Consider the following 18,934-nt stretch of genomic DNA (forward strand, 5'->3'; position numbering starts at 1 on the left):
CTCCCACCTTCGACCCCGCGCAAAAGAATGGTCCCGCCACCGAGGAGGGCAAAGGGGGCCGTCCGACCGCACGTCCGGAGATACCGGGACACATTCGGTCCTCCGTTGTTCTTTCTGCCGGGCTTTGAGGCCTTTGATCGAACACGCAAGGTTAAGGAGAGTCCGAATGGTATCGGTCAGCGCCGGTTCCCAGACCAGCATCAACACCGACGATCTCGGGGTTACGGGCATTCGGGGCGGCACGGTTGCCTTGGCGACAGCCAACCAGCTCGTCATCAACTATGCCGACGGCCGGTCCACCGATTTCCGCGGCAATTTCACCTATGACGCCGCCGGCCAGACCCTGACCGGAGGCACCATCTCCAGCGTCACCAACTCGACGAACGGCGTCCCCGGCCTGTCGGTGTCGCAGTTGAACCTGCCGGTCGCGACGGCGCTGGGCTGGGAGGCCGCCGGCACCGATCCCGCGGAGATCCGCGCCGCGCTGCTGGGCGGCAACGACAGCCTTACCGGGTCGGACGTCAACGACACGATCCGCGCCTATGCCGGCGACGACACCATCAACGGCGGCATGGGCGACGATCTGCTGGATGGCGGCAGCGGCGTGAACATCATCGACGGCAGCGACGGGATCGACACGGTCGCCCGCAGCGCATCGCTCGCAGACAGCGGCGCCGTCAAGCACAACGGCGAGATCTATGTGATCGACGCCGGCGGCTACGACCGGCTGACCAACGTCGAGTTCATCCAGTACACCGACCAGACGGTCGCCAGCGCCACCGCCCCGGTGTTCGACGCGCTGTCCTACCTCGCGGCCAATCCGGATCTCGCCGCCGTCTACAACACCGAAAGCGACGACGCCTTCGACCACTATCGGTCCTTCGGCTGGAGCGAAGGGCGCGCTCTGACCTTCAACGCCGCCGGCTATCTGGCCGACAACCCCGACCTTGCCACGGCCTTCGGCACCGACACGGCGGAGGCGACCCGCCACTACATCGAGGTCGGCCGCAACGAGAACCGGCAGGCCGACTTCGACGCCACCAGCTATCTGGCGGCCAACCCGGACCTGATCCAGGCCTTCGGCAGCGATCCGACGGCGGCGGCGCTGCATTACGCGACCTATGGTCGGAACGAGGGGCGGAGCCTGGACTTCGACGCCTCCGCCTATCTGGCGCGCTATCCGGACCTGCAGGCGGCCTTCGGCGGCGACCTGCAGGCGGCGACCGCCCATTACGTCGCCCAGGGCTATGAGGAGGGCCGCAGCGCCGCACCGCTCGGCACCAGCACCGGCACCGCCTTCGCATCGGCCGATGCCCTGCAGCAGCAGGCGACGCTGTCGATCGCCTGACGGGTCTGCCGGCTTCAGCCACGGTCCGAACGGCAAACGGGCGGAGGGTCATCCCCTCCGCCCGTTTCCTTTTGCCGGATTATGATCTGCTCAGGCGGAACCCTGTTCAATCATGCTGGTAGATGTCCACGTCCTTGGTTTCGCGGACGAACAGCAGGCCGATCACCAGGGTCGCGGCGGCGATGATGATCGGGTACCAGAGGCCGGAGTAGATGTCGCCGGTCGCCGCCACGATGGCGAAGGAGGTGGTCGGCAGGAAGCCGCCGAACCAGCCGTTGCCGATGTGGTAGGGCAGCGACATCGAGGTGTAGCGGATGCGGGTCGGGAACATCTCCACCAGCATCGCGGCGATCGGGCCGTAGACCATCGTCACGTAGATGACCAGGACGGTCAGCAGGGCGACGACCATCACCGTGTCGATGCGGGCCGGATCGGCCTTCGGCGGATAGTTGGCGGTCTTCAGCGCATCGCCCAGGCCCTTGTCGAAGGCGGCGCCGGCAGCCTTGGTGTCGGTCGGCGCATGCGAGGCGGTCGGGCCGTGGCTGAGCGACACGGTCGTGCTGGCCTGCGGGGTTGCGGTGTAGCTGGGGATGACCGTGCTGCCGACCTTGATCGACGCGACGGTGCCGGCCGGGGCCGCTTCGTTGGTGTAGGGGATGCCGCGCCGGACCAGTGCGCTCTTGGCGATGTCGCAGGAGCTGGTGAACTGGCTGGTGCCGACCGGGTTGAACTGGAACGAGCATTCGTTCGGATCGGCGACCACGACGACCGGCGAGGTCGCGATGGCTTCCTCCAGCGCCGGGTTGGCGTAGTGGGTGATGGCCTTGAACAGCGGGAAGTAGGTCAGGCAGGCGAGCAGCAGACCGGCCATGATGATCGGCTTGCGGCCGATCTTGTCGGCCAGCGTGCCGAAGATCACGAAGAAGGGCGTGCCGATCAGCAGGGCCGCCGCGATCATCAGGTTGGCCGCCTGGGCGTCGACCTTCAGCGTCTGGGTCAGGAAGAACAGGGCGTAGAATTGGCCCGTGTACCACACCACCGCCTGGCCGGCGACGAGGCCGAACAGGGCGAGCAGCACGATCTTCAGGTTCTTCCATTCACCGAAGGATTCGGTCAGCGGCGCCTTGGAGTGCTTGCCCTCCTCCTTCATCTTCTTGAAGGCGGGCGATTCGTTCAGCATCAGGCGGATCCACACCGAGATGCCGAGCAGAACGATGGAGATCAGGAACGGGATGCGCCAGCCCCAGGCGTTGAAATCCTCCGCCGTCATCGACACGCGGCAGCCCAGGATGACCAGCAGCGACAGGAACAGGCCGAGAGTCGCGGTGGTCTGGATCCAGGAGGTGTAGTTGCCGCGGCGGCCGTGCGGCGCATGTTCGGCCACATAGGTCGCGGCGCCGCCATATTCACCACCCAGCGCCAGGCCCTGCAGCAGGCGCAGGACGATCAGGATGATCGGGGCGGCGATGCCGATGGTGGCATAATTGGGCAGGATGCCGACGATGAAGGTCGACACGCCCATGATCAGGATGGTGACCAGGAAGGTGTATTTGCGGCCGATCATGTCGCCGAGACGGCCGAAGACCAGGGCGCCGAAGGGACGGACGGCGAAGCCGGCGGCAAAGGCCATCAGCGCGAAGATGAAGCCCGCGGTCGGGTTGACCCCGGAAAAGAACTGCGCGGCGATGACCGCGCTGAGCGAACCGTAGAGATAGAAGTCGTACCACTCGAAAACGGTCCCGAGCGAGGACGCGAAGATGACTTTCTTCTCCTCGCCCGTCATCGGTCGGACGGCATCGCCCGACGAAGCCGCATAGGCCATGGTCTTCACCCTCCCAAGTGAATAGTCATGCATACCGGTTGGTTATTAGTGAGCGGTGCATTACGGTCATATGAACTGATGACCAAGCCCGCCCGTTGGTTTTCTAACCGATAGTGTGCTTACCGAATTATCCGCGTCACCCCCTACCATGGTCGGGGGTATCAGACGTTGCGGTATTGGGCTACAGTGAACTTTTGGACAGGTGCGACGCCTCCGCCCGAACGGTGACACCTACTGGAATACGGGTGCGTAGAGCAGTCCGCCCTGGGTCCAGGGCCGGTTCGGTCCGCGGTCCAGCTTGAAGGGAGAACGGGCGCCCAGATTGCGTTCGAAGATCTCGCCGTAATTTCCCACCTGCACCACCGCCTGATAGGCCCAGTCTGGACGCAGGCCCGCCTTCGCCGCGACCTCCGGCAGACCGGACAGCAGGCGCCGCATCTCGCTGCCGCCGGTGATCCGCTGGAAATTGGCGTTGGCGCCGGTCACGCCGGCATCCTCGGCGAGGAACAGCGCATAGATGGTCCAGCGCACCGCCGCCATCCACATGCGATCGGCGTTCGGCGTCAGCGGCGCCAACGGCTCGCGTGACGGGAGAGGGGCGTCGGCGATCTCCAGCGCTTCCCTGGGCGACGCTTCCCTGGGCGACTCCAGCATATGCAGCGCGGTGGTCAGCAGGGCCCGGTCGGCGCTGAGCGCCGCGCAGTCGCGGCTGAGGAAGGCCTCCAGCGCATCGGGCCAGCCGGGGAAGCTCCGCAGCTTCCAGGGCCGCTTTCCGCCGGCAACGAGCGCCTCCAACTCGGCCTGGGTGGTGGTTCCGGACGGGACGCAGACCGTCAACTCCGTTCCGTCCAATGCCGACCGGCCGTCGGGCAGGCGCCATGCGGCGATCCCCTGCACGTCGTGGAAGACCGGCGGACCAAAATCGACGGCATAGGTCGCGTCGCGGGTCAGCGTCCAGGAGGTCTGGGCGAAGGAGACGTCGACCTCGCCGGCGGCGACGGCGTCGAATTCCTGCGGCTTGGACAGGCGGCGGATCTCCACGGCGTCGGCCTTGCCCAGGACGGCGGCGGCCAGCGCCCGGCACAGATCGACCATGAAGCCGACCGGCCGCCCGCTGTCGTCGTTGGCGGCGAAGCCGGGATTGAAGGACACGCCGCAGCGAACCACCCCCCGCCGCTCGATTTCCGCCAGGACGGGTCGGTCGCCGTTCGGCATGGGCTGTGCGTCCGGCTGCGCCGCGGCGGTTCCGCCAAGCGCCGGGACGAGCGCCAGAATCAGTCCCAGCGCGGCGGCAACAGGCTTCAGCCCCATCCTTCTCCCCTTATCCTACGGCGCCGCTATGATACGCTGCCCATGGCACCGCGCAAACGATTGGGGGTGTCAGGGCTGGGCGTCTGGACGGGACTGGCGGGATTGGGAATGGCGGGCGGCAGCAAGTCGGAAACCGGCAGGTCCGAAGCCGGCAAGGCGGGCGTGGTGAGGATCGGCGTTGGCGCGCGTCTGTTCGGCGCGCTCGCCTTCAATGGTCTGGTCGCCTTCCTGATCGGGCTTGGCGCCTACATCGCCTTCGACGGCCTGCATGCCGGAATCACCAAGGTGACGTCGGAGCAGTTTCCGGCCGTGGTCGCCTCCGCCAAGCTGGAGCGCCAGCACCAGCGGATCATGCGGACCCTGGAACAACTGGCCCTGTCGGACGACAATTTCGGCCGCGAAACCATCAAGCAGGGGTTGGCGGACCAACTGGACGGCTATGACCGGCTGCTGGCGGAGATGGACTCGTCCGACGCCCCCCAGGCAAGGCGGATCGCCGGATTGAAGCAGCAGCGCGACGAGATCCTGCGGCTGCGCGACGCCATCGACCGCGGCGTGACCGCCCGCGTCGCCGCCCGCCGTGCCTTGGCCGACCGCACCCGCGACGTGCGGCGGATGGCAGACGCCCTGGCGGAACCGGGGCTGCGCGGGGTCGAGGACGTGGGCGTTCAGCGCTGGCTGGCGATGGCCGAGCGGCTTCTGTTCCTGATCGCGTCGGTCCATCAGGCGGAGAACAGCTTCGCCCTGGCCCGTCTGGCCGACGGCGCGGCGGCGCAGCTGGAAAGCCTTGCCTCGTCCGTGCCGCAAGGGCTTGCGGACGGCGTATCGGACCGTCTGACCCGCCTTGCCGAGGGCATGCGCGCGGTGGTGGAGGGCGACCGTTCCGTCTTCCGCCAGCGGCAGGCCGAGTTGCAGGCGTCGGAGGCCCTGAACGGGCTGGTCGACCGCGCCAATCAGGTGTCGCTGGTCAACACCGGCCTCAACACCGGCATCTTCGTCGAGCAAACCAAGGCGGCGGAGGAAAGCCGCCAGCAGGTGATCGAGGTATCGACCACCTACACCCGCCTGTTCTTCGCCTCGGTGGGGGTGGTGGTGCTGGGGATGGTGCTGTCGGTGCTGTATGTCCGGCGCAAGGTGCTGGCCCGGCTGTGGGCGGTCAGCGAGGCGATCCGCGACCGCACCGGGGGCGGCAGGGCGGAGGTGCCGGCGACCGGTGCCGACGAGATCGGCGAGCTGGCCCGCGCGCTGCGCTTCTACATCCAGGAGACGGAGGACAAGAGCGAGGCGTTGCGCCGCAACGAGCAATGGCTGCGCACGGTGCTGGAGGCGGCGCCGGTCCCGCTGGTGATCTCGGGCCGTGCCGACGGCCAGATCCGCTTCGTCAACCGCCGCGCCGCCGACCTGTTCGAGGCCGCCGATGCCGGCGAACTGCTGGGCCGCCCGGCCGCCACCGTCTGGTATGTCCCGGCGGTGCGCGAGGAGTTCGTCCGCGACGTCTTCGACACCGGCCTGGCGCTGGACGTCGAGACGGAGCTGGTGACCCGCACCGGCCGCCGGCTGTGGGGCCTGCTTTCCGGCATCGCCTTCGAATTCCAGGGGGAGGAGGTGCTGCTGAGTTCGGTGGTCGACATCACCCGCCGCCGCGAGGCGGAGGAGCTGCTGCGCCGGACCCAGGCCTTCCTGGACGCCGTGATCGACAACGTGCCGAGCGTGCTCTACGTGCTGGAGGGCGATACCGGCCGGGTCGTGCTGTGGAACCGGGCGGCGGAGGATTGCTTCGGCACCCGCCGTGCCGACATCGAGGACCGCACCCTGGCCGAGGTGCTGGGGCCGGAGACCGGGCGGGCGCTGGCCGGCGGCGATCCCGGTGCCATGCGGTCGCTGGGCGTGGAGGAGCTGGTGCTCGCCCGCAACGGCGAGACCGCGGTCTTCGCCCTGCAGCGCCATCCCTTCGAATGGTCGGGCGACGGCCGCTGCCGCATCATCTGCGTCGCCAACGACATCACCGCCTCGCGCCGGGCGCGGGAGGAGCTGCGGCAGGCCAAGGAGAGGGCGGAGCGCGCCGACGCCGCCAAGACCGAATTCCTCGCCACCGTCAGCCACGAGATGCGTACGCCGCTGAACGGCATCCTCGGCCTGTGCCGGCTTCTGCTGACCGGGCAGCTGCATGCGGGCGAGCGGCGCTATGCCATGTCGATCATGCGCTGCGGCCACGGGCTGCTCGATCAGGTCAACGACATCCTCGATCTGCGCAAGATCGAAGACGGCAAGCTCGACCTCGATCCTGCGCCCTGCGCCCTGCTGCCGGTGCTGGAAGAGGTCGTTGCGACCGTGGAAGGATTGGCGAACGAGAAGGGGATCGACCTCGACCTCGACATTGCGCCGGAGGTGCCGGAACTGGTCGTGGTCGACCGCCAGCGGCTGCGCCAGATCCTGGTGAACCTCGTCGGCAATGCGGTGAAGTTCACGGAACGCGGCGGGGTCGATCTGCGCGTCGATATCGAACCGGCACCGGAACGTTCCGGGGGCGGAGAGACCGGCGAAATGCTGCGTCTCGCGGTGCGCGACACCGGCATCGGCGTGCCGCCGGAACGCCGCGCCGCCATCTTCGAGAAGCTGGAGCAGGCCGATCCCACCATCGCCCGGCGCTTCGGCGGCAGCGGGCTGGGGCTCGCCATCGTGCGGCACCTGCTGGACGCCATGCAGGGCAGCATCCGCGTCGACAGCGCGGTTGGGCTGGGCAGCGTCTTCACCGTCACCATCCCCCTGCAGCGGGTGGAGGAATCCGCCCTGCCGGCGCGGCGGCCCGGCCGGCTTCTGCCGATCAGTCGGGTACGGTCGCTGGCACTGCTTCTGGTGGAGGACGACGCGATCAACCGGGAGGTGGCGCTTGGCCTGCTGTCCGACGCCGGCCATCGCATCACCATCGCCGAGACGGGGGAGAAGGCGCTGGAACTGGCGGCCCGGCGACGCTTCGACGCCGTACTGCTCGACATCCGCCTGCCCGACATCGACGGGCCGGAGGTGGCGCGCCGCATCCGGGCCTTCGATGATGCCGACCGGGCGGCGGTGCCGATCGTCGCGGTGACCGCCAACGTCTTCGCTGCCGACCGTGCCCGCTATCTCACCGCCGGCATCGACGCGGTGATCGAAAAGCCGATCTTCCCGGAACGGCTGATGCATCTGCTGTCGAACGCCGTCGCCTCGCGCGGGGATGGCAATGGCGAGGACACAGGAGGCGACATGGTCGCCGTTGCGATCCCCACCCGCCCACCGGTGGTGGTCGAGGAGGACGTGAGCGACGAGATCCTGGAGCGCTACATCCGGTCCCTCGGCCCGGCGCGCTTCGCCACCATCCGCGGATTGCTGCTGGACTCCGCGCAGGAGGGGTTGCCCCGCCTGACCGCCGCCGATACGCCCGACGACGAGATCGAGGACATCGCCCATCGTCTGGCCGGGGCCGCCAGCCATTTCGGCCTGACCCGCTTCGTCGGCCTGATGCGCGCGGTGGAGGACGGCATGCGCGAAGGCCGCCGCGTCGAGGCCCAGGAACTCGCCGCGACCGCGGAGTCGGTGTTCAGCCGCGGGCTTGCGGCGATGGACGCGGTGCAGGGAATGCTGCAGGGGGCGTAGGGCGGTTCCTACACGATCGACAGCATCGCCGCCGCCGGTGCGTCCAGCGCATCGGCCAGCGCGCGCAGGCCGCGCGCGGTCTCGTCGCGGCTGCGCGGCATGCACAGCCCCACGCGCACGGCATGGGGGGCGCTGGCGCGACCCACGGCGAAGGCGTCGGCGCCGGTGACGATCACGCCGCGGCGCCGCGCCTCGCCGACGAAATCCTCGCGCCGCCAGGGCTCCGGCAGGACCAGCCACAGATGCTGTGCCGCCGAGCTGCCGTAGATGGTGCCGGCCGGCAGGATGGAGCGGGCAAGCCGCTGGCGGGCCAGATCCTCTTCCCGCTGGGTGGCGACGATGCGGTCGGCGGTGCCATCCTGGATCCAGCGCGCAACCACCTCCGCCGGCAGGGCCGGGGCGGAATATTGCAGCGCGCGGATGGCCGTCTCGACGCGCGAGCGCAGTTCCGCCGGGGCGACGACGAAGCCCAGCCGCAGCCCGGCGGCAAGGCTCTTGGACACGCTCGACACATACAGCGTGATGTCGGGGGCGATGGTCTGGATCGGCCGGGCATCCGGAACCATGAAGCCGAACACGTCGTCCTCGATCAGGATCACGCCATAGCGGCGGGCGATCTCCGCGATCTCGCGGCGGCGGGCGGCGGGCATCACCACCGCCGTCGGGTTCTGCAGGGTCGGCACCAGATAGACCGCCTTCGGCCCCAGCCGGCGGCAGGCGCTGTCGAAGGCGTCGGGCACCAGCCCATGCTCGTCGATGGCAACCCCTTCCAGATGATAGCCCTGGGTGGCCGCCAGCGCCTTGGTGCCGATGTTGGTCAGCCGTTCCGCCAGGATGACGTCGCCGGGGCGGGCGACGGCAGCCAGCGCCACCGCCAGTGCGTTCTGCGCCCCGGTGGTCAGCAGCACCGAGTCGGCCGTCGCTTGCACCCGGTGCTGGCGCTCCAGCCAGGCGGCGACGGCGGTGCGATGGTCGGGCAGCCCGGCATGCGGGCCGTAGCCGATCAACGCCGCCGCACGGCCGGAGGCGCCGATCGCTGCAAGCGTCTGGCCGAAGGCCTGCACCGCGACGGCATGTTCGGGGTGGACCGTGGTCATGTTGACGATGGCGGAGCCGGTGCCCGCCTCCCCGGCGGACGTTTCTCCGGCCGGTGGCCAGCCGAGCGGGAGGGGTGTCGCCGGCGGGCGCTGGCCCTGCACGAAGGTTCCGCGTCCGACCTCGCCGCCGATCAGGCCGCGCTTTTCCGCTTCCGTATAGGCGCGCGTCACCGTTCCCACCGTGACGCCGAGCCGGAAGGCGAGGTCGCGGTGGGTGGGCAGGCGGGTGCCGACCGGCAGCGCGCCCTCCGCGATGTCGTCGGCCAGCGCGTCGGCGATGACGCGATAGAGCGGGCCGGCGCGGCCCTCCAGGTTCGGGGTCCAATTTGTCATGAGTACAAATGTGGCATTGTCCCCTCGATCTGGCAAGTTCGGCGCGATTGTCCCTATTTGCTGGCTCTTGGTGCGCCGCACAATCGACGGATGCCGCTTGGGAGGACCCGTGTGCTCCACCTTGTATCCGGTTGGCGGAACCGATAGCCTTGCTATGAGGGGCCGGCAGACAATCCGCCGGCCATCGGACTCCGTCACGGGGGACAATGAACACCATCGCGGTGGTCGACGACGATCCCATCACCCGCGAGACCCTGAAGGCCTATCTGGAAGGCGAGGGGTATCGGGTGATGCTGGCGCGCGACGGCGATCAGCTGTCGGCGCTGCTGGCGCGCGGGCGGATCGACCTGCTGCTGCTGGACATCCGGCTTCCCGGCAAGGACGGGCTGGCGGTGACGCGGGAACTGCGGGCCACCTCCAACATCGGCATCATCCTGATCACCGGCCGGTCCGACCGGATGGACCGGCTGATCGGGCTGGAACTGGGTGCCGACGACTACATCACCAAGCCGTTCGAACCGCGGGAAATCCTGGCCCGCACCCGCAGCCTCCTGCGCCGCATCGCCAAGCCGACCAAGCCGGCGGGCGGGCGGGTGAAGCGGTTCGACGGGTGGGAGTTGCATCTGGACAAGCGCCGCCTGCGCGACCCCGAAGGCGAGGATGCGCGGCTGACTTCGGCCGAATTCGAACTGCTGGCCGCCTTCGTCGAGAATCCGGGGCGGGTGCTGAGCCGCGACGATCTGCTGGACCTGACGCTGCGGGGCGACTCGATACCCTACGACCGCTCCATCGACCGGCTGGTCCGCCGCCTGCGCCGGGTGGTGGAGCCCGACCCCGCCGACCCGACCCGCATCGTCACCGTCCACGGCATGGGGTACATGTTCCAGGCTGCGGTGGACTGATCGCGCACGCCGCTCAGGATTGGGCGGGCGAGGTCCGGCGCTGCGGACGGGCGGCGGCGCCTTCCTCCTCCAGCTTGCCGGGCTTGCGGAAGGTGCTGAGTTCGGAAATGCGGTTGACCGTCAGCCCGTTCAGGCGGCAGCCGGCAACCTCCAGGATTTCGAAGCCGGCCTTCCGGGGGTAACGGGCGGCCACCCGCTCGCGCGCGTCACGTTCGCCGTCGGCGATCAGCAGGAAACGGCGGATGCCGGACCAGCCGCGATGGCCGCGCTGGTCGGCGAAGCTGACAGCGGTCGGGTGAAAGCGCACCGCGACCTCCCAGAAGCGGCCGGGGCGCGGCTCGTTCCGGTCGAACACGAAGTAGCGCTGCATGGCGGCGCCCTTCTTCTGGTCCAGCTCCAGGATGGCGGCCTGCATGTCGATTTCCGCCTTCTGGACGCGCTTTTCCATTTCCGCATGGTGGTGGGCCAGCTGGGCATAGTCGGAGGCGACGTCCGCGACCTCCTTGGTCACGTCGTCCACCTTCTCCTTCAACTTGGACATGGCAACCCGGGTCAGGGTCAGCTGGCGGCGCCAATAGCGGTTGGACAGGACGGTCAGCACCATCAGGCCAAGCGCGAAATACAGCATCATGCCGGTCATCAAGCCGTTCCCATCATGCTGCGGTCGCCTCCACCTCGGGATCGGGAGCCAGCGCCAGCGGCACCACCGGCGAACTGATCAGGCCGTTGCGCTGGGAAAAGCTGGTCCGCACCGTGCCGTGCGCCTGTTCGGCCGACGGCGCCGTGATGTGCGCGACGTTGCGGTACTCCCAGATCTGGCGCGAGAAGACGATGTCCTTGCGATCCAGTTCGTTGAAATTGGGGCCGACCGCCAACTGCGCCCAGTAGACGTCGCCGTCGGAATCCTGGTCGCCCAGTTCGTGCACCAGTTCGATCTTGGAGAATTCCAGCGCCCGCAACTCCGTCAGCGCCTTCTGGCGGCGGCCGTTGAATTCGGTCAGGCGGGCTTGCAGGGTGGTGACGTCGACGCGCTTGCGCTCCGTCTTCTGGCGCCATTCGGCCAGTGCGGCGCGCTTCTTGTCGTATTGTCTCTGGTTCATCGCCTCGCGCGCCTTTTCGGCGCTGACGCGGCCGACGTCGACCACGATCGACAGACCAAGCGCGGCGGCGCTGGTGATCAGAAGCAGCATCCCCAGGAACTCGGCCGAAATGACCATTCGCCCTCCGCCAGCCGCACCGAATGCCCGCGCCGCTTCGACGACGCATGGTGCCATGGACGGCGGAGGGTCGCGATGCCCTCGCGACAACCCGCCGCACGGGGGCAGATCATACCATCGCGCTCTGGGCCAAGGTTGTCATTTTTAGCTGAATTAGGGGTAAACCCGCCTTTTTTGGGAGGGTTTATGACCAGACGCCGATCAGGCAAAGGACTCCGGCGCCCGGTCATAGTTCTGCGGGTCAGCCGGACTTTTCCGTAGGCACGAAAGTCATGGCGACGCCGTTCATGCAGTAGCGCTTCCCTGTCGGCTGCGGCCCGTCGTCGAAGACATGGCCGAGATGGCCTTTGCAGCTGGCGCAATGAACCTCGGTTCGCGGATAGGCCAGCTTGTAGTCGGTGGAGGTCTCCACCGCTCCGGGAATCGGCTCCCAGAAGCTGGGCCAGCCGGACCCGCTCTCGTATTTGGTATCGCTGGCATAGAGGGGCTGTCCGCAGCCGGCGCAGCGGTAGACGCCCCGGCGCTTCTCGTCGTTGAGCGGGCTGGTGCCGGGATACTCGGTCGCGTGTTCGCGCAGAACCTTGAACTGGTTGGGCGACAGCTCCTGCTTCCAGTCCTGTTCGCTCTTGGCCGTGTTGGTCTTGTCCGATTCGGGCATGCCGCCGGTCTCCGCTGATGGTGGTCGGTGTTCCAGACCCACTATATTGGTCGGACTTGCCGCCGGCCCAAGCGGGTCGGGAGGGCGATCACGCGGCTGTGATGGCGGCGGTCCTATGTCGGACCGGATCTGAGGCTGCGACAAAAGATTCTTGCCGGTCTGGCGAAGGTTCGAGGGGACATGCCTTCCGAAATTGAATCGGTTTCGGTAACATCCCGATTGCCAACAGTCCGGGACAGCGTGTCCGGGACGGCAGTGCCGGGGCATCGACGCGCCGCATGACGGATGAACGCTACCTTCGGGCGGTTCGCGACGCGCTGGTGCGGCACCAGCAATGGCTGCTGCGCGACCCGGCCGGACGGGGGCGCCGCGCCAACCTCAGCTTTTACGATCTGGCCGGGCTGGGCCTTAACCGCGTCAACCTGTCGGGCGCCAAGCTGACGGGTGCCAGCCTGGCGCGGGCGCGGATGGTCGGCACCGTGCTGTCGAAGGCCGATCTCTACGGCGCCGACCTGTCGAAGGCCGATTTGACCGGCGCGCAGCTGCAGGGCGCCGATCTGCGCGGGGCCAGGGTCGACGGTGCGAAGCTGCAGAACGCCAACCTGCAGGGCGCCGACCTGCGCCGCGGCATGGTGCTGGACGCGGGCGAGTTCCGGGCGGCCGGCAACAGCGACGGAACCACGACCTTCGTCGGCTGCAGCCTGACCAAGGCGATCCTGACCGATTGCCGGATGGCGCAGTGCGATTTCAGCGGCAGCGACCTGTCCGGTGCCGATTTCAGCGGCAGCGACCTCAGCGGCGCCATCCTGATCGGGGCGGATTTGACCGGGGCCACCATGCGCAAGGCGACGCTGGACGGCGTACTGATGTGCGGCGCCCGCCTGCACGAGGAATTGCGGGTGGCGCTGGAGCGGCACGGCGTCGATGTCGACGGAACCGGCCTGACCACCACCGCGGCGCGGATGACCGACCTGATCGCCGAGCATCAGATCTGGGTGGAGAAGCTGGGAAAGGGCGGCGAGCGCATCCAACTGCAGCGCATCGACCTGCGCGGCTACAATTTCGCCAACCAGCTGCTGTGCGGGGCGGTGATGCGCTTCTGCGGGCTGCGCGGGGCGGATTTTTCCGGCGCGAAGCTGATGATGGCCGACCTGTCCTACAGCGACCTGCGCGATGCCGACTTCACCAGCGCCGACCTGTCCGGCTGCAACCTGGAAGGCGCCAATCTGGCCGGCGCCAAGCTGTGGCGGGCCAAGTTCCGCAAGGTGGACCTCAGCGGCGACGGCAGCCGCCTGTGGCCGACCAGCTTCGCCAAGGCGCGGCTGACCGGGGCCGACCTGCGCGACGCCAGCCTTGCCGGGGTGGTTCTGCGCGGCACCGACCTGACCGCTATCAAGACAAGTTTCGCCACGCTGAAGGGGGCTGACCTGTCCGCCGCCCTCGGTTGGCAGCCTTGCGAGGCGCCGGCCTGAGCCTGCCCCGACTTCGGATCGACTGCCGGTTCAACTGCCGTCCGCCACGGGAATCCGGCCGGCGACGATGGCCCGGCGGGCCGCCTCGGCCGCGTCCAGCATGGCGGGGGTCAGAAGCTCCCGGTTGTTTTCGTCCAGCGCGTAATCGACCGCTCCCTCCGCCAGCCCCAGCGCCACCGTGCCGGCGCTCCATCGCCCCTGGAGCGCTGCCTGGAAGGTCGAATCCACCACCAGATCCACCCGCTTCAGCATGGAGGTGAGGATGGAGCCGGGATACAGGTAGTTCTGGTTGCTGTCGACGCCGATGGCCAGCCGGCGCGCGTCGCTTGCCGCGGCGAAGATGCCGAAGTTCGACACGCCGGCCCCGGCGAAGACCACGTCGGCTCCGCGCTGGAACTGACTGCGGGCCACCTCCGCGCCGGCGGTGGGGTCGTTGAAGGCGGCGGGCGTCGTGCCGACGAAGTTCACCACCACCCGGATGTCGCCCCGGGCGTGGCGCGCACCCTGTTCGAAGCCGGCGATGAATTTGCGGATCAAGGGGATGTCCAGCGCGCCGATGAAGCCGACGGTTCCGGTCTTGGACGCCAGCGCCGCCAGCACGCCGACCAGGAAGGCGCCCTCCTGCTCCTTGAAGGTGACGCAGCGGATGTTCGGCGCCTCCGCCACCGCATCGACCAGGGTGAAGCGCACCGCCGGGTGTGCCGGGGCCAGCCGGGCCAGCGGCGTCGCATAGTAGAAGCCGATGGCGACCAGATCGGTCACGCCCCGCCGCAGCAGGGATGCAACCCCCTGGTCGAACTGGGCCGGATTGGACGGCAGGTATTCGACGACCGGGATGCCGGTGGCGGACCTGAACCGCTCCGCCCCGGCGAAGGCGCCTTCGTTGAAGCTCTTGTCGAATTTCTGTCCCGCCGCATAGACCAGCCCCGGCCGTATGGCCTCCGCCTGCGCGTGCCGTGGCAGCAGGGCCAGGGTGGCCCCGGCGGCGGCGCAGGACAGGACCGACCGACGGTTGGGGTGCGGCATGGCACGGCCTTCAGCTGGGTGGAAAACCCGGTACTCGGCCTCAATTCTAGCCACGGCTCCGTTGACGGAACCAGAATTTTGTTGCGCCGCAAGCCGCGGCCGAATGGCCGGCTCCCAGGATCGGGCGGCAAACCGGCCAAAGTCCGGATTGTCGCGGTTTCGGCCCGTCGCGCATCGGTCAAGGCAGCCATGACAAGACGGGACTTTGCGCATGGCGGGTGACGGATCAGCTTAGAGACTGCGGACTCCGTCCGGCCGATTCCCCCCCTTTTTTCTATTCGGATTTGCTGATGCTCGCGCGCCTTGCCGCCGTCCGTTCCCGTTTGCCTGCCGAAAGCCCCTTCTTCATCGCGGCGCTCGGCGTGCTGATGTCGTTCGGTCCGATGGGCACCGACATGTATCTGCCCGGCATGCCGGAGATCGGGCGCGACCTGCACGCGCCGCAGGATCAGGTGCAATGGACGCTGTCGGCCTTCTTCCTGGGATTCGGCGTGGGGCAACTGCTGTGGGGGGCGTTGAGCGACAGGTTCGGCCGGCGGATCCCGGTTGCGACCGGCATCCTGCTCTATGCCGTGGGCTGCGTCGGCTGCTCGCTGACGACCGATGTCGGCCATCTGGCGGCTTGGCGCTTCGTGCAGGCGGTGGGGGCGTGCGCCGGCCCGGTGCTGGTCCGTGCGATGATCCGCGACGTGTTCGAACGCGACCGCGCCGCCAGCGTGCTGTCGATGATGATGCTGGTGATGGGCGCCGCCCCGATCATCGCCCCGCTGATCGGCGGGCAGATCCTGATCTGGGCGAACTGGCGCTGGATCTTCTGGGCGCAGGCGGCATTCGGCGTCATCGCCATGCTGGCGCTCGCCACCCTGCCGGAAACCCACCCCGAAACGCGGCGCACCAGCCTGCGCCCTGTAGTGCTGGCGGAATCCTACCGCAAGCTGCTGACCAACCGCCGCTATCTCGGCTATGCGGTGGGATCGTCCTTCATCTATGCGGGGATGTTCGCCTTCATCTCCGGCTCGCCCTTCGTGTACATCGAGCTGTTCGGCGTGCAGCCGGAGAATTACGGCTTCCTGTTCGGGCTGAACATCGTCGGCATGATCATCGTCAACACGCTGAACAGCCGCGCGGTGATGCGCTTCGGGTCCGACGTCATGCTGCGGACCGGCGTCTGGCTGTCGGCGGCGAGCGGGATCCTGCTGGTCGTCGTCGTGGCGAGCGGCTGGGGGGGCTTGTGGGGGCTGGTCGGCTGCCTGTTCCTGTTCATGTCGCTGACCGGCTTCTGTTTCGCCAACTCCATGGCCGGGGCGCTGCAGTCCTTCCCGCAAATGGCCGGCACGGCGTCGGCGCTCGCGGGCATGCTGCAGTTCAGCATCGGCGCGGCGTCGGGCTGGGCTGTCGGGCTGATGGCCAACGGCACAGGCTTGCCGATGGCGGCGGTGATCGGCGGCGCGGCCCTGGTCAGCCTGGTGTTGAACCTGTGGCTGATCAGACCCGTCCGTCGCCGGCAGCATGGCGAACAGTAAGACAGAAAATTCTTGTTGAATACTGGGATGTGTCATTTCAGAATGTTGTGAATTGAGTTTCCTAGCCGGGCGGGCTAGCTTTGCCCGGCAAAGGGAGACAGCAATGCCGACGACCAGCCGTTTCAACACCACCCTTCCCATCGCCCGCCGCCGGCTGCTGGCCGGTGCAGCCGCATTGGGCGCCGCCGGTGCCGCTGCGTCGCTGCCGCTGCCGGCCTTTGCCGCGACCAGTTTGCGTGTCGGCTATATCCCGATCATTCCCATGACCCAGCTCTATGTGCTGACGGGGGAGGGATGGGCGAAGGATGTCGGGCTGGCCCTGCAGACCACCAGCTTCCAGTCGGGTCCGGCGATGATCCAGGCGCTGGCGTCGGGGACGCTGGACGTCGCCTATGTCGGCATCGGCCCGGCGATGATCGCGCGGTCGAAGGGGGTGAAGCTGAAGGTCGTCGCCGCCAACGTCATCGATCAGGTGGCGCTGATCGGCCGCGGGCCGCTGGCCAAGGCGATGGCCGGTGCCGCCAGCCCGGCAGAGGGGATCAAGGCCTTCCGCGCGGCCAACGGCCGGTTGCCCAAGATCGGCTCGCTGCCGGCCGGTTCGGTGCCGGACACGGTGCTGCGCTATTGGATGGCGGAAGTCGCCGGGATCGGTGCGGACGATGTCGAGATCGTCGGCATGGGCGAGCAGCCCCTGCAGCAGGCGCTGCTGACCGGCGCCATCGACGGCGCCTCGATCCTGGAGCCGATCCTGACCCTGGTTCAGTCGCGCCTGCAGGATGCCGCCATCATCGCCAAGGCCGGCACCATGTTCCCCAAGCAGCCGGGTGCCGTCCTGGTGGTGACGGAGGACGCCATCGCCGGCAATCGCGCCGCCGTCGCCGATCTGGTCAAGCTGCACATCCGCGCCACCGCCTTCGCCAAATCTAATCCCGACCGCACGGCGGAGCTGGTGACGGAGATCATCGGCAAGGGCCTGGTCGAGCGCGACGTGATGCGGGCGGCGCTGACCTCCGACGCGACGACTTTCATCGACGACCCCAGGGTGATCCTGGAGTCCACCAAGCGGATGCAGGCGTTTCAGCAGACGTTGGGCCAGATCACCGAACCGGTCGACGTGGACGCGCTGTTCGACCTGTCCTTCCACGACGCCGCCCTGGGGAAATGACGGCGATGACCCCGCCCCCGAGCGGCACCCTGCGACTGGTCATCCACGCCCCCACCCCGGCGGCGCTGGAGCGGGCGCGGAACAACACCCGCAACCTGCTGAAGGTGCGGCCGGACGCCGAAGTCCGCATCGTGGTGAATGCCGGTGCCGTCGCGGCGGCGCTGGACGCCCCGGATGCGGAGACCGACCGGCTTCTGCGCGTCTGCGGCAACACGCTGGCGAAGACCGGCCGGTCGGCGGAAGGGCTGACGGTGGTGCCCGCCGGCGTTCTCGACATCGCCGAGGCGCAGGCGGAGGGTTGGGGCTACATGCGGGCCTGAGCCGCATTCGCTTCGGTCAGCCCACGCCCCAGCCGCCGGTGTCGGGGAAGGGGGCGGCCGGCGGCGGGACGGCGGCAACGGGATCGGCGACGATGTCGCGCGGCAGGACCGGGGCGTCGGGCGGGGTGGGGCGCAGGCGGGTCGGCTTGACCCACCAGCCCGGTTCCGCCGCGGCGATGGCCTTGGCCGCACCCTCCGCCTGCTGCGCCGTGGCATAGAGGCCGAAGCAGGTGGCGCCGCTGCCCGACAGGCGGGGCAGCAGGCAACCGGCGCTGCGCTCCAGCGCCGCCAGCACGTCGGCGATCACCGGGGCGACCGTCAGCGCCGGGGCGGTGAGGTCGTTGGTCCGCTCCAGCAACAGCGCTGCCAGATCATGGGCGTCCGCCGGCTTGCGGGTGAAGCGGGCAGGCGCGGAGAATCCGGCGCCGTTCGCCGCCCTTGCGGCGGCCATCGCCTTGAACACCGCTGGCGTCGGCACCGGCACGTTCGGGTTGACCAGAACCACATGGGTTTCCGGCAGGTCCGGCGCCTCGTCCAGCACGTCGCCGATGCCGCCGAAATAGCAGCTGCGCCCAGCGACGCAGACCGGCACGTCGGCGCCCAGCCCTGCGGCCACCGCGAACAGCGCCGGATCGCCGGCCGGCATCCCCCACAGGCGAGCCAGCGCCCGCAGGCAGGCGGCGGCGTCGGCCGACCCGCCGCCGATGCCGGACGCGACCGGCAGTGCCTTGGTCAGCGCGATCATCACGTCGGCCTGACGCCCCAGCCGGGCGGCCAGCGCATGGGCGGCGCGCATCACCAGATTGCCGGCCGGGTTCTCGCCCATCAGGACCGGGCCGAAGGGGCCGGCGATGGCCAGCCGCGGCCCGGCAGGCGGAAGGTCGGCGCCGCGCAGCGCCACCCTTGCGGCGCCCGGCGTCAGGGTGATGGTGTCGCCAAGTTCGGCGAAGGCGACGAGGCTGTCCAACTCGTGATAGCCGTCGGCGCGCCGGCCGGTGACGTGCAGGTACAGGTTCAGCTTGGCCGGGGCGGCCTCGGTGATGGGAATGCCGGTCATAAGCTCCAATCCGCTGGCGGGCGCGCGACGACGCGCCCTGTGTCGCACCC

15 protein-coding genes are annotated in these 18,934 nt (G+C 68.7%); 7 read left to right on the forward strand and 8 right to left on the reverse strand.

Annotated elements, in window-relative coordinates; translation table 11 throughout:
* Positions 1-166 precede the first annotated feature (166 nt).
* Positions 167-1,348 carry a calcium-binding protein gene (locus ACWPKK_RS28295; protein WP_452011167.1) on the forward strand — a complete coding sequence of 394 codons (1,182 nt, stop codon included), beginning with the start codon at positions 167-169 and terminating at the stop codon, positions 1,346-1,348.
* 106 nt (positions 1,349-1,454) lie between these two features.
* Here the strand turns inward: ACWPKK_RS28295 and ACWPKK_RS28300 are convergent, their stop codons facing one another.
* Positions 1,455-3,170: an MFS transporter gene (locus ACWPKK_RS28300; protein ID WP_452011169.1), complete on the reverse strand. Its 1,716-nt coding sequence runs from the start codon at positions 3,168-3,170 to the stop codon at positions 1,455-1,457.
* A 231-nt stretch (positions 3,171-3,401) separates the two neighbouring features.
* Positions 3,402-4,481, reverse strand: a complete 1,080-nt coding sequence (locus ACWPKK_RS28305) for an amino acid ABC transporter substrate-binding protein (RefSeq protein ID WP_452011171.1) — start codon at positions 4,479-4,481, stop codon at positions 3,402-3,404.
* A 42-nt stretch (positions 4,482-4,523) separates the two neighbouring features.
* Between ACWPKK_RS28305 and ACWPKK_RS28310 the strand changes: the two genes are divergently transcribed.
* Positions 4,524-8,114, forward strand: a complete 3,591-nt coding sequence (locus tag ACWPKK_RS28310; protein ID WP_452011174.1) for an ATP-binding protein — start codon at positions 4,524-4,526, stop codon at positions 8,112-8,114.
* A gap of 8 nt (positions 8,115-8,122) precedes the next feature.
* On the opposite strand, the gene ACWPKK_RS28315 is transcribed toward ACWPKK_RS28310, so the two are convergent.
* Positions 8,123-9,544 carry an aminotransferase-like domain-containing protein gene (locus ACWPKK_RS28315; RefSeq protein WP_452011176.1) on the reverse strand — a complete coding sequence of 474 codons (1,422 nt, stop codon included), beginning with the start codon at positions 9,542-9,544 and terminating at the stop codon, positions 8,123-8,125.
* A gap of 206 nt (positions 9,545-9,750) precedes the next feature.
* Between ACWPKK_RS28315 and ACWPKK_RS28320 the strand changes: the two genes are divergently transcribed.
* A complete protein-coding gene (locus ACWPKK_RS28320) occupies positions 9,751-10,446 on the forward strand; it encodes a response regulator (RefSeq protein WP_324869774.1) in 696 nt (231 codons plus the stop codon).
* Between the two features lie 13 nt (positions 10,447-10,459).
* Here the strand turns inward: ACWPKK_RS28320 and ACWPKK_RS28325 are convergent, their stop codons facing one another.
* The 3 genes from ACWPKK_RS28325 to msrB form a co-directional block, all read right to left on the reverse strand.
* On the reverse strand, positions 10,460-11,086 hold the full coding sequence (locus ACWPKK_RS28325; protein WP_452011179.1) for a hypothetical protein: 627 nt from the start codon (positions 11,084-11,086) through the stop codon (positions 10,460-10,462).
* Positions 11,087-11,099: 13 nt separating this feature from the next.
* The gene (locus tag ACWPKK_RS28330) at positions 11,100-11,663 is read right to left on the reverse strand and encodes a hypothetical protein (RefSeq protein WP_452011182.1); all 564 of its coding nucleotides are present in this window, start codon (positions 11,661-11,663) and stop codon (positions 11,100-11,102) included.
* Positions 11,664-11,904: 241 nt separating this feature from the next.
* Positions 11,905-12,321: a peptide-methionine (R)-S-oxide reductase MsrB gene (msrB, locus tag ACWPKK_RS28335; RefSeq protein WP_452011185.1), complete on the reverse strand. Its 417-nt coding sequence runs from the start codon at positions 12,319-12,321 to the stop codon at positions 11,905-11,907.
* A gap of 278 nt (positions 12,322-12,599) precedes the next feature.
* Between msrB and ACWPKK_RS28340 the strand changes: the two genes are divergently transcribed.
* Entirely contained in the window at positions 12,600-13,793 is a 1,194-nt protein-coding gene (locus tag ACWPKK_RS28340) for a pentapeptide repeat-containing protein (RefSeq protein WP_452011188.1), read from the forward strand.
* Between the two features lie 30 nt (positions 13,794-13,823).
* On the opposite strand, the gene ACWPKK_RS28345 is transcribed toward ACWPKK_RS28340, so the two are convergent.
* Positions 13,824-14,819: a BMP family lipoprotein gene (locus ACWPKK_RS28345; RefSeq protein WP_452011191.1), complete on the reverse strand. Its 996-nt coding sequence runs from the start codon at positions 14,817-14,819 to the stop codon at positions 13,824-13,826.
* Positions 14,820-15,109: 290 nt separating this feature from the next.
* Between ACWPKK_RS28345 and ACWPKK_RS28350 the strand changes: the two genes are divergently transcribed.
* The 3 genes from ACWPKK_RS28350 (at position 15,110) to ACWPKK_RS28360 (ending at position 17,827) form a co-directional block, all read left to right on the forward strand.
* On the forward strand, positions 15,110-16,342 hold the full coding sequence (locus tag ACWPKK_RS28350; RefSeq protein WP_452011194.1) for a Bcr/CflA family multidrug efflux MFS transporter: 1,233 nt from the start codon (positions 15,110-15,112) through the stop codon (positions 16,340-16,342).
* Positions 16,343-16,445: 103 nt separating this feature from the next.
* On the forward strand, positions 16,446-17,507 hold the full coding sequence (locus tag ACWPKK_RS28355; protein WP_452011196.1) for an ABC transporter substrate-binding protein: 1,062 nt from the start codon (positions 16,446-16,448) through the stop codon (positions 17,505-17,507).
* Between the two features lie 5 nt (positions 17,508-17,512).
* Positions 17,513-17,827: a DsrE family protein gene (locus ACWPKK_RS28360; protein WP_452011198.1), complete on the forward strand. Its 315-nt coding sequence runs from the start codon at positions 17,513-17,515 to the stop codon at positions 17,825-17,827.
* A gap of 16 nt (positions 17,828-17,843) precedes the next feature.
* Here ACWPKK_RS28360 and ACWPKK_RS28365 read toward each other — a convergent pair whose 3' ends face one another.
* Complete coding sequence (locus ACWPKK_RS28365) at positions 17,844-18,884, reverse strand: 4-(cytidine 5'-diphospho)-2-C-methyl-D-erythritol kinase (RefSeq protein ID WP_452011201.1); 1,041 nt, start codon at positions 18,882-18,884, stop codon at positions 17,844-17,846.
* Positions 18,885-18,934 lie beyond the last annotated feature (50 nt).

The organism is Azospirillum largimobile, from assembly GCF_977007025.2.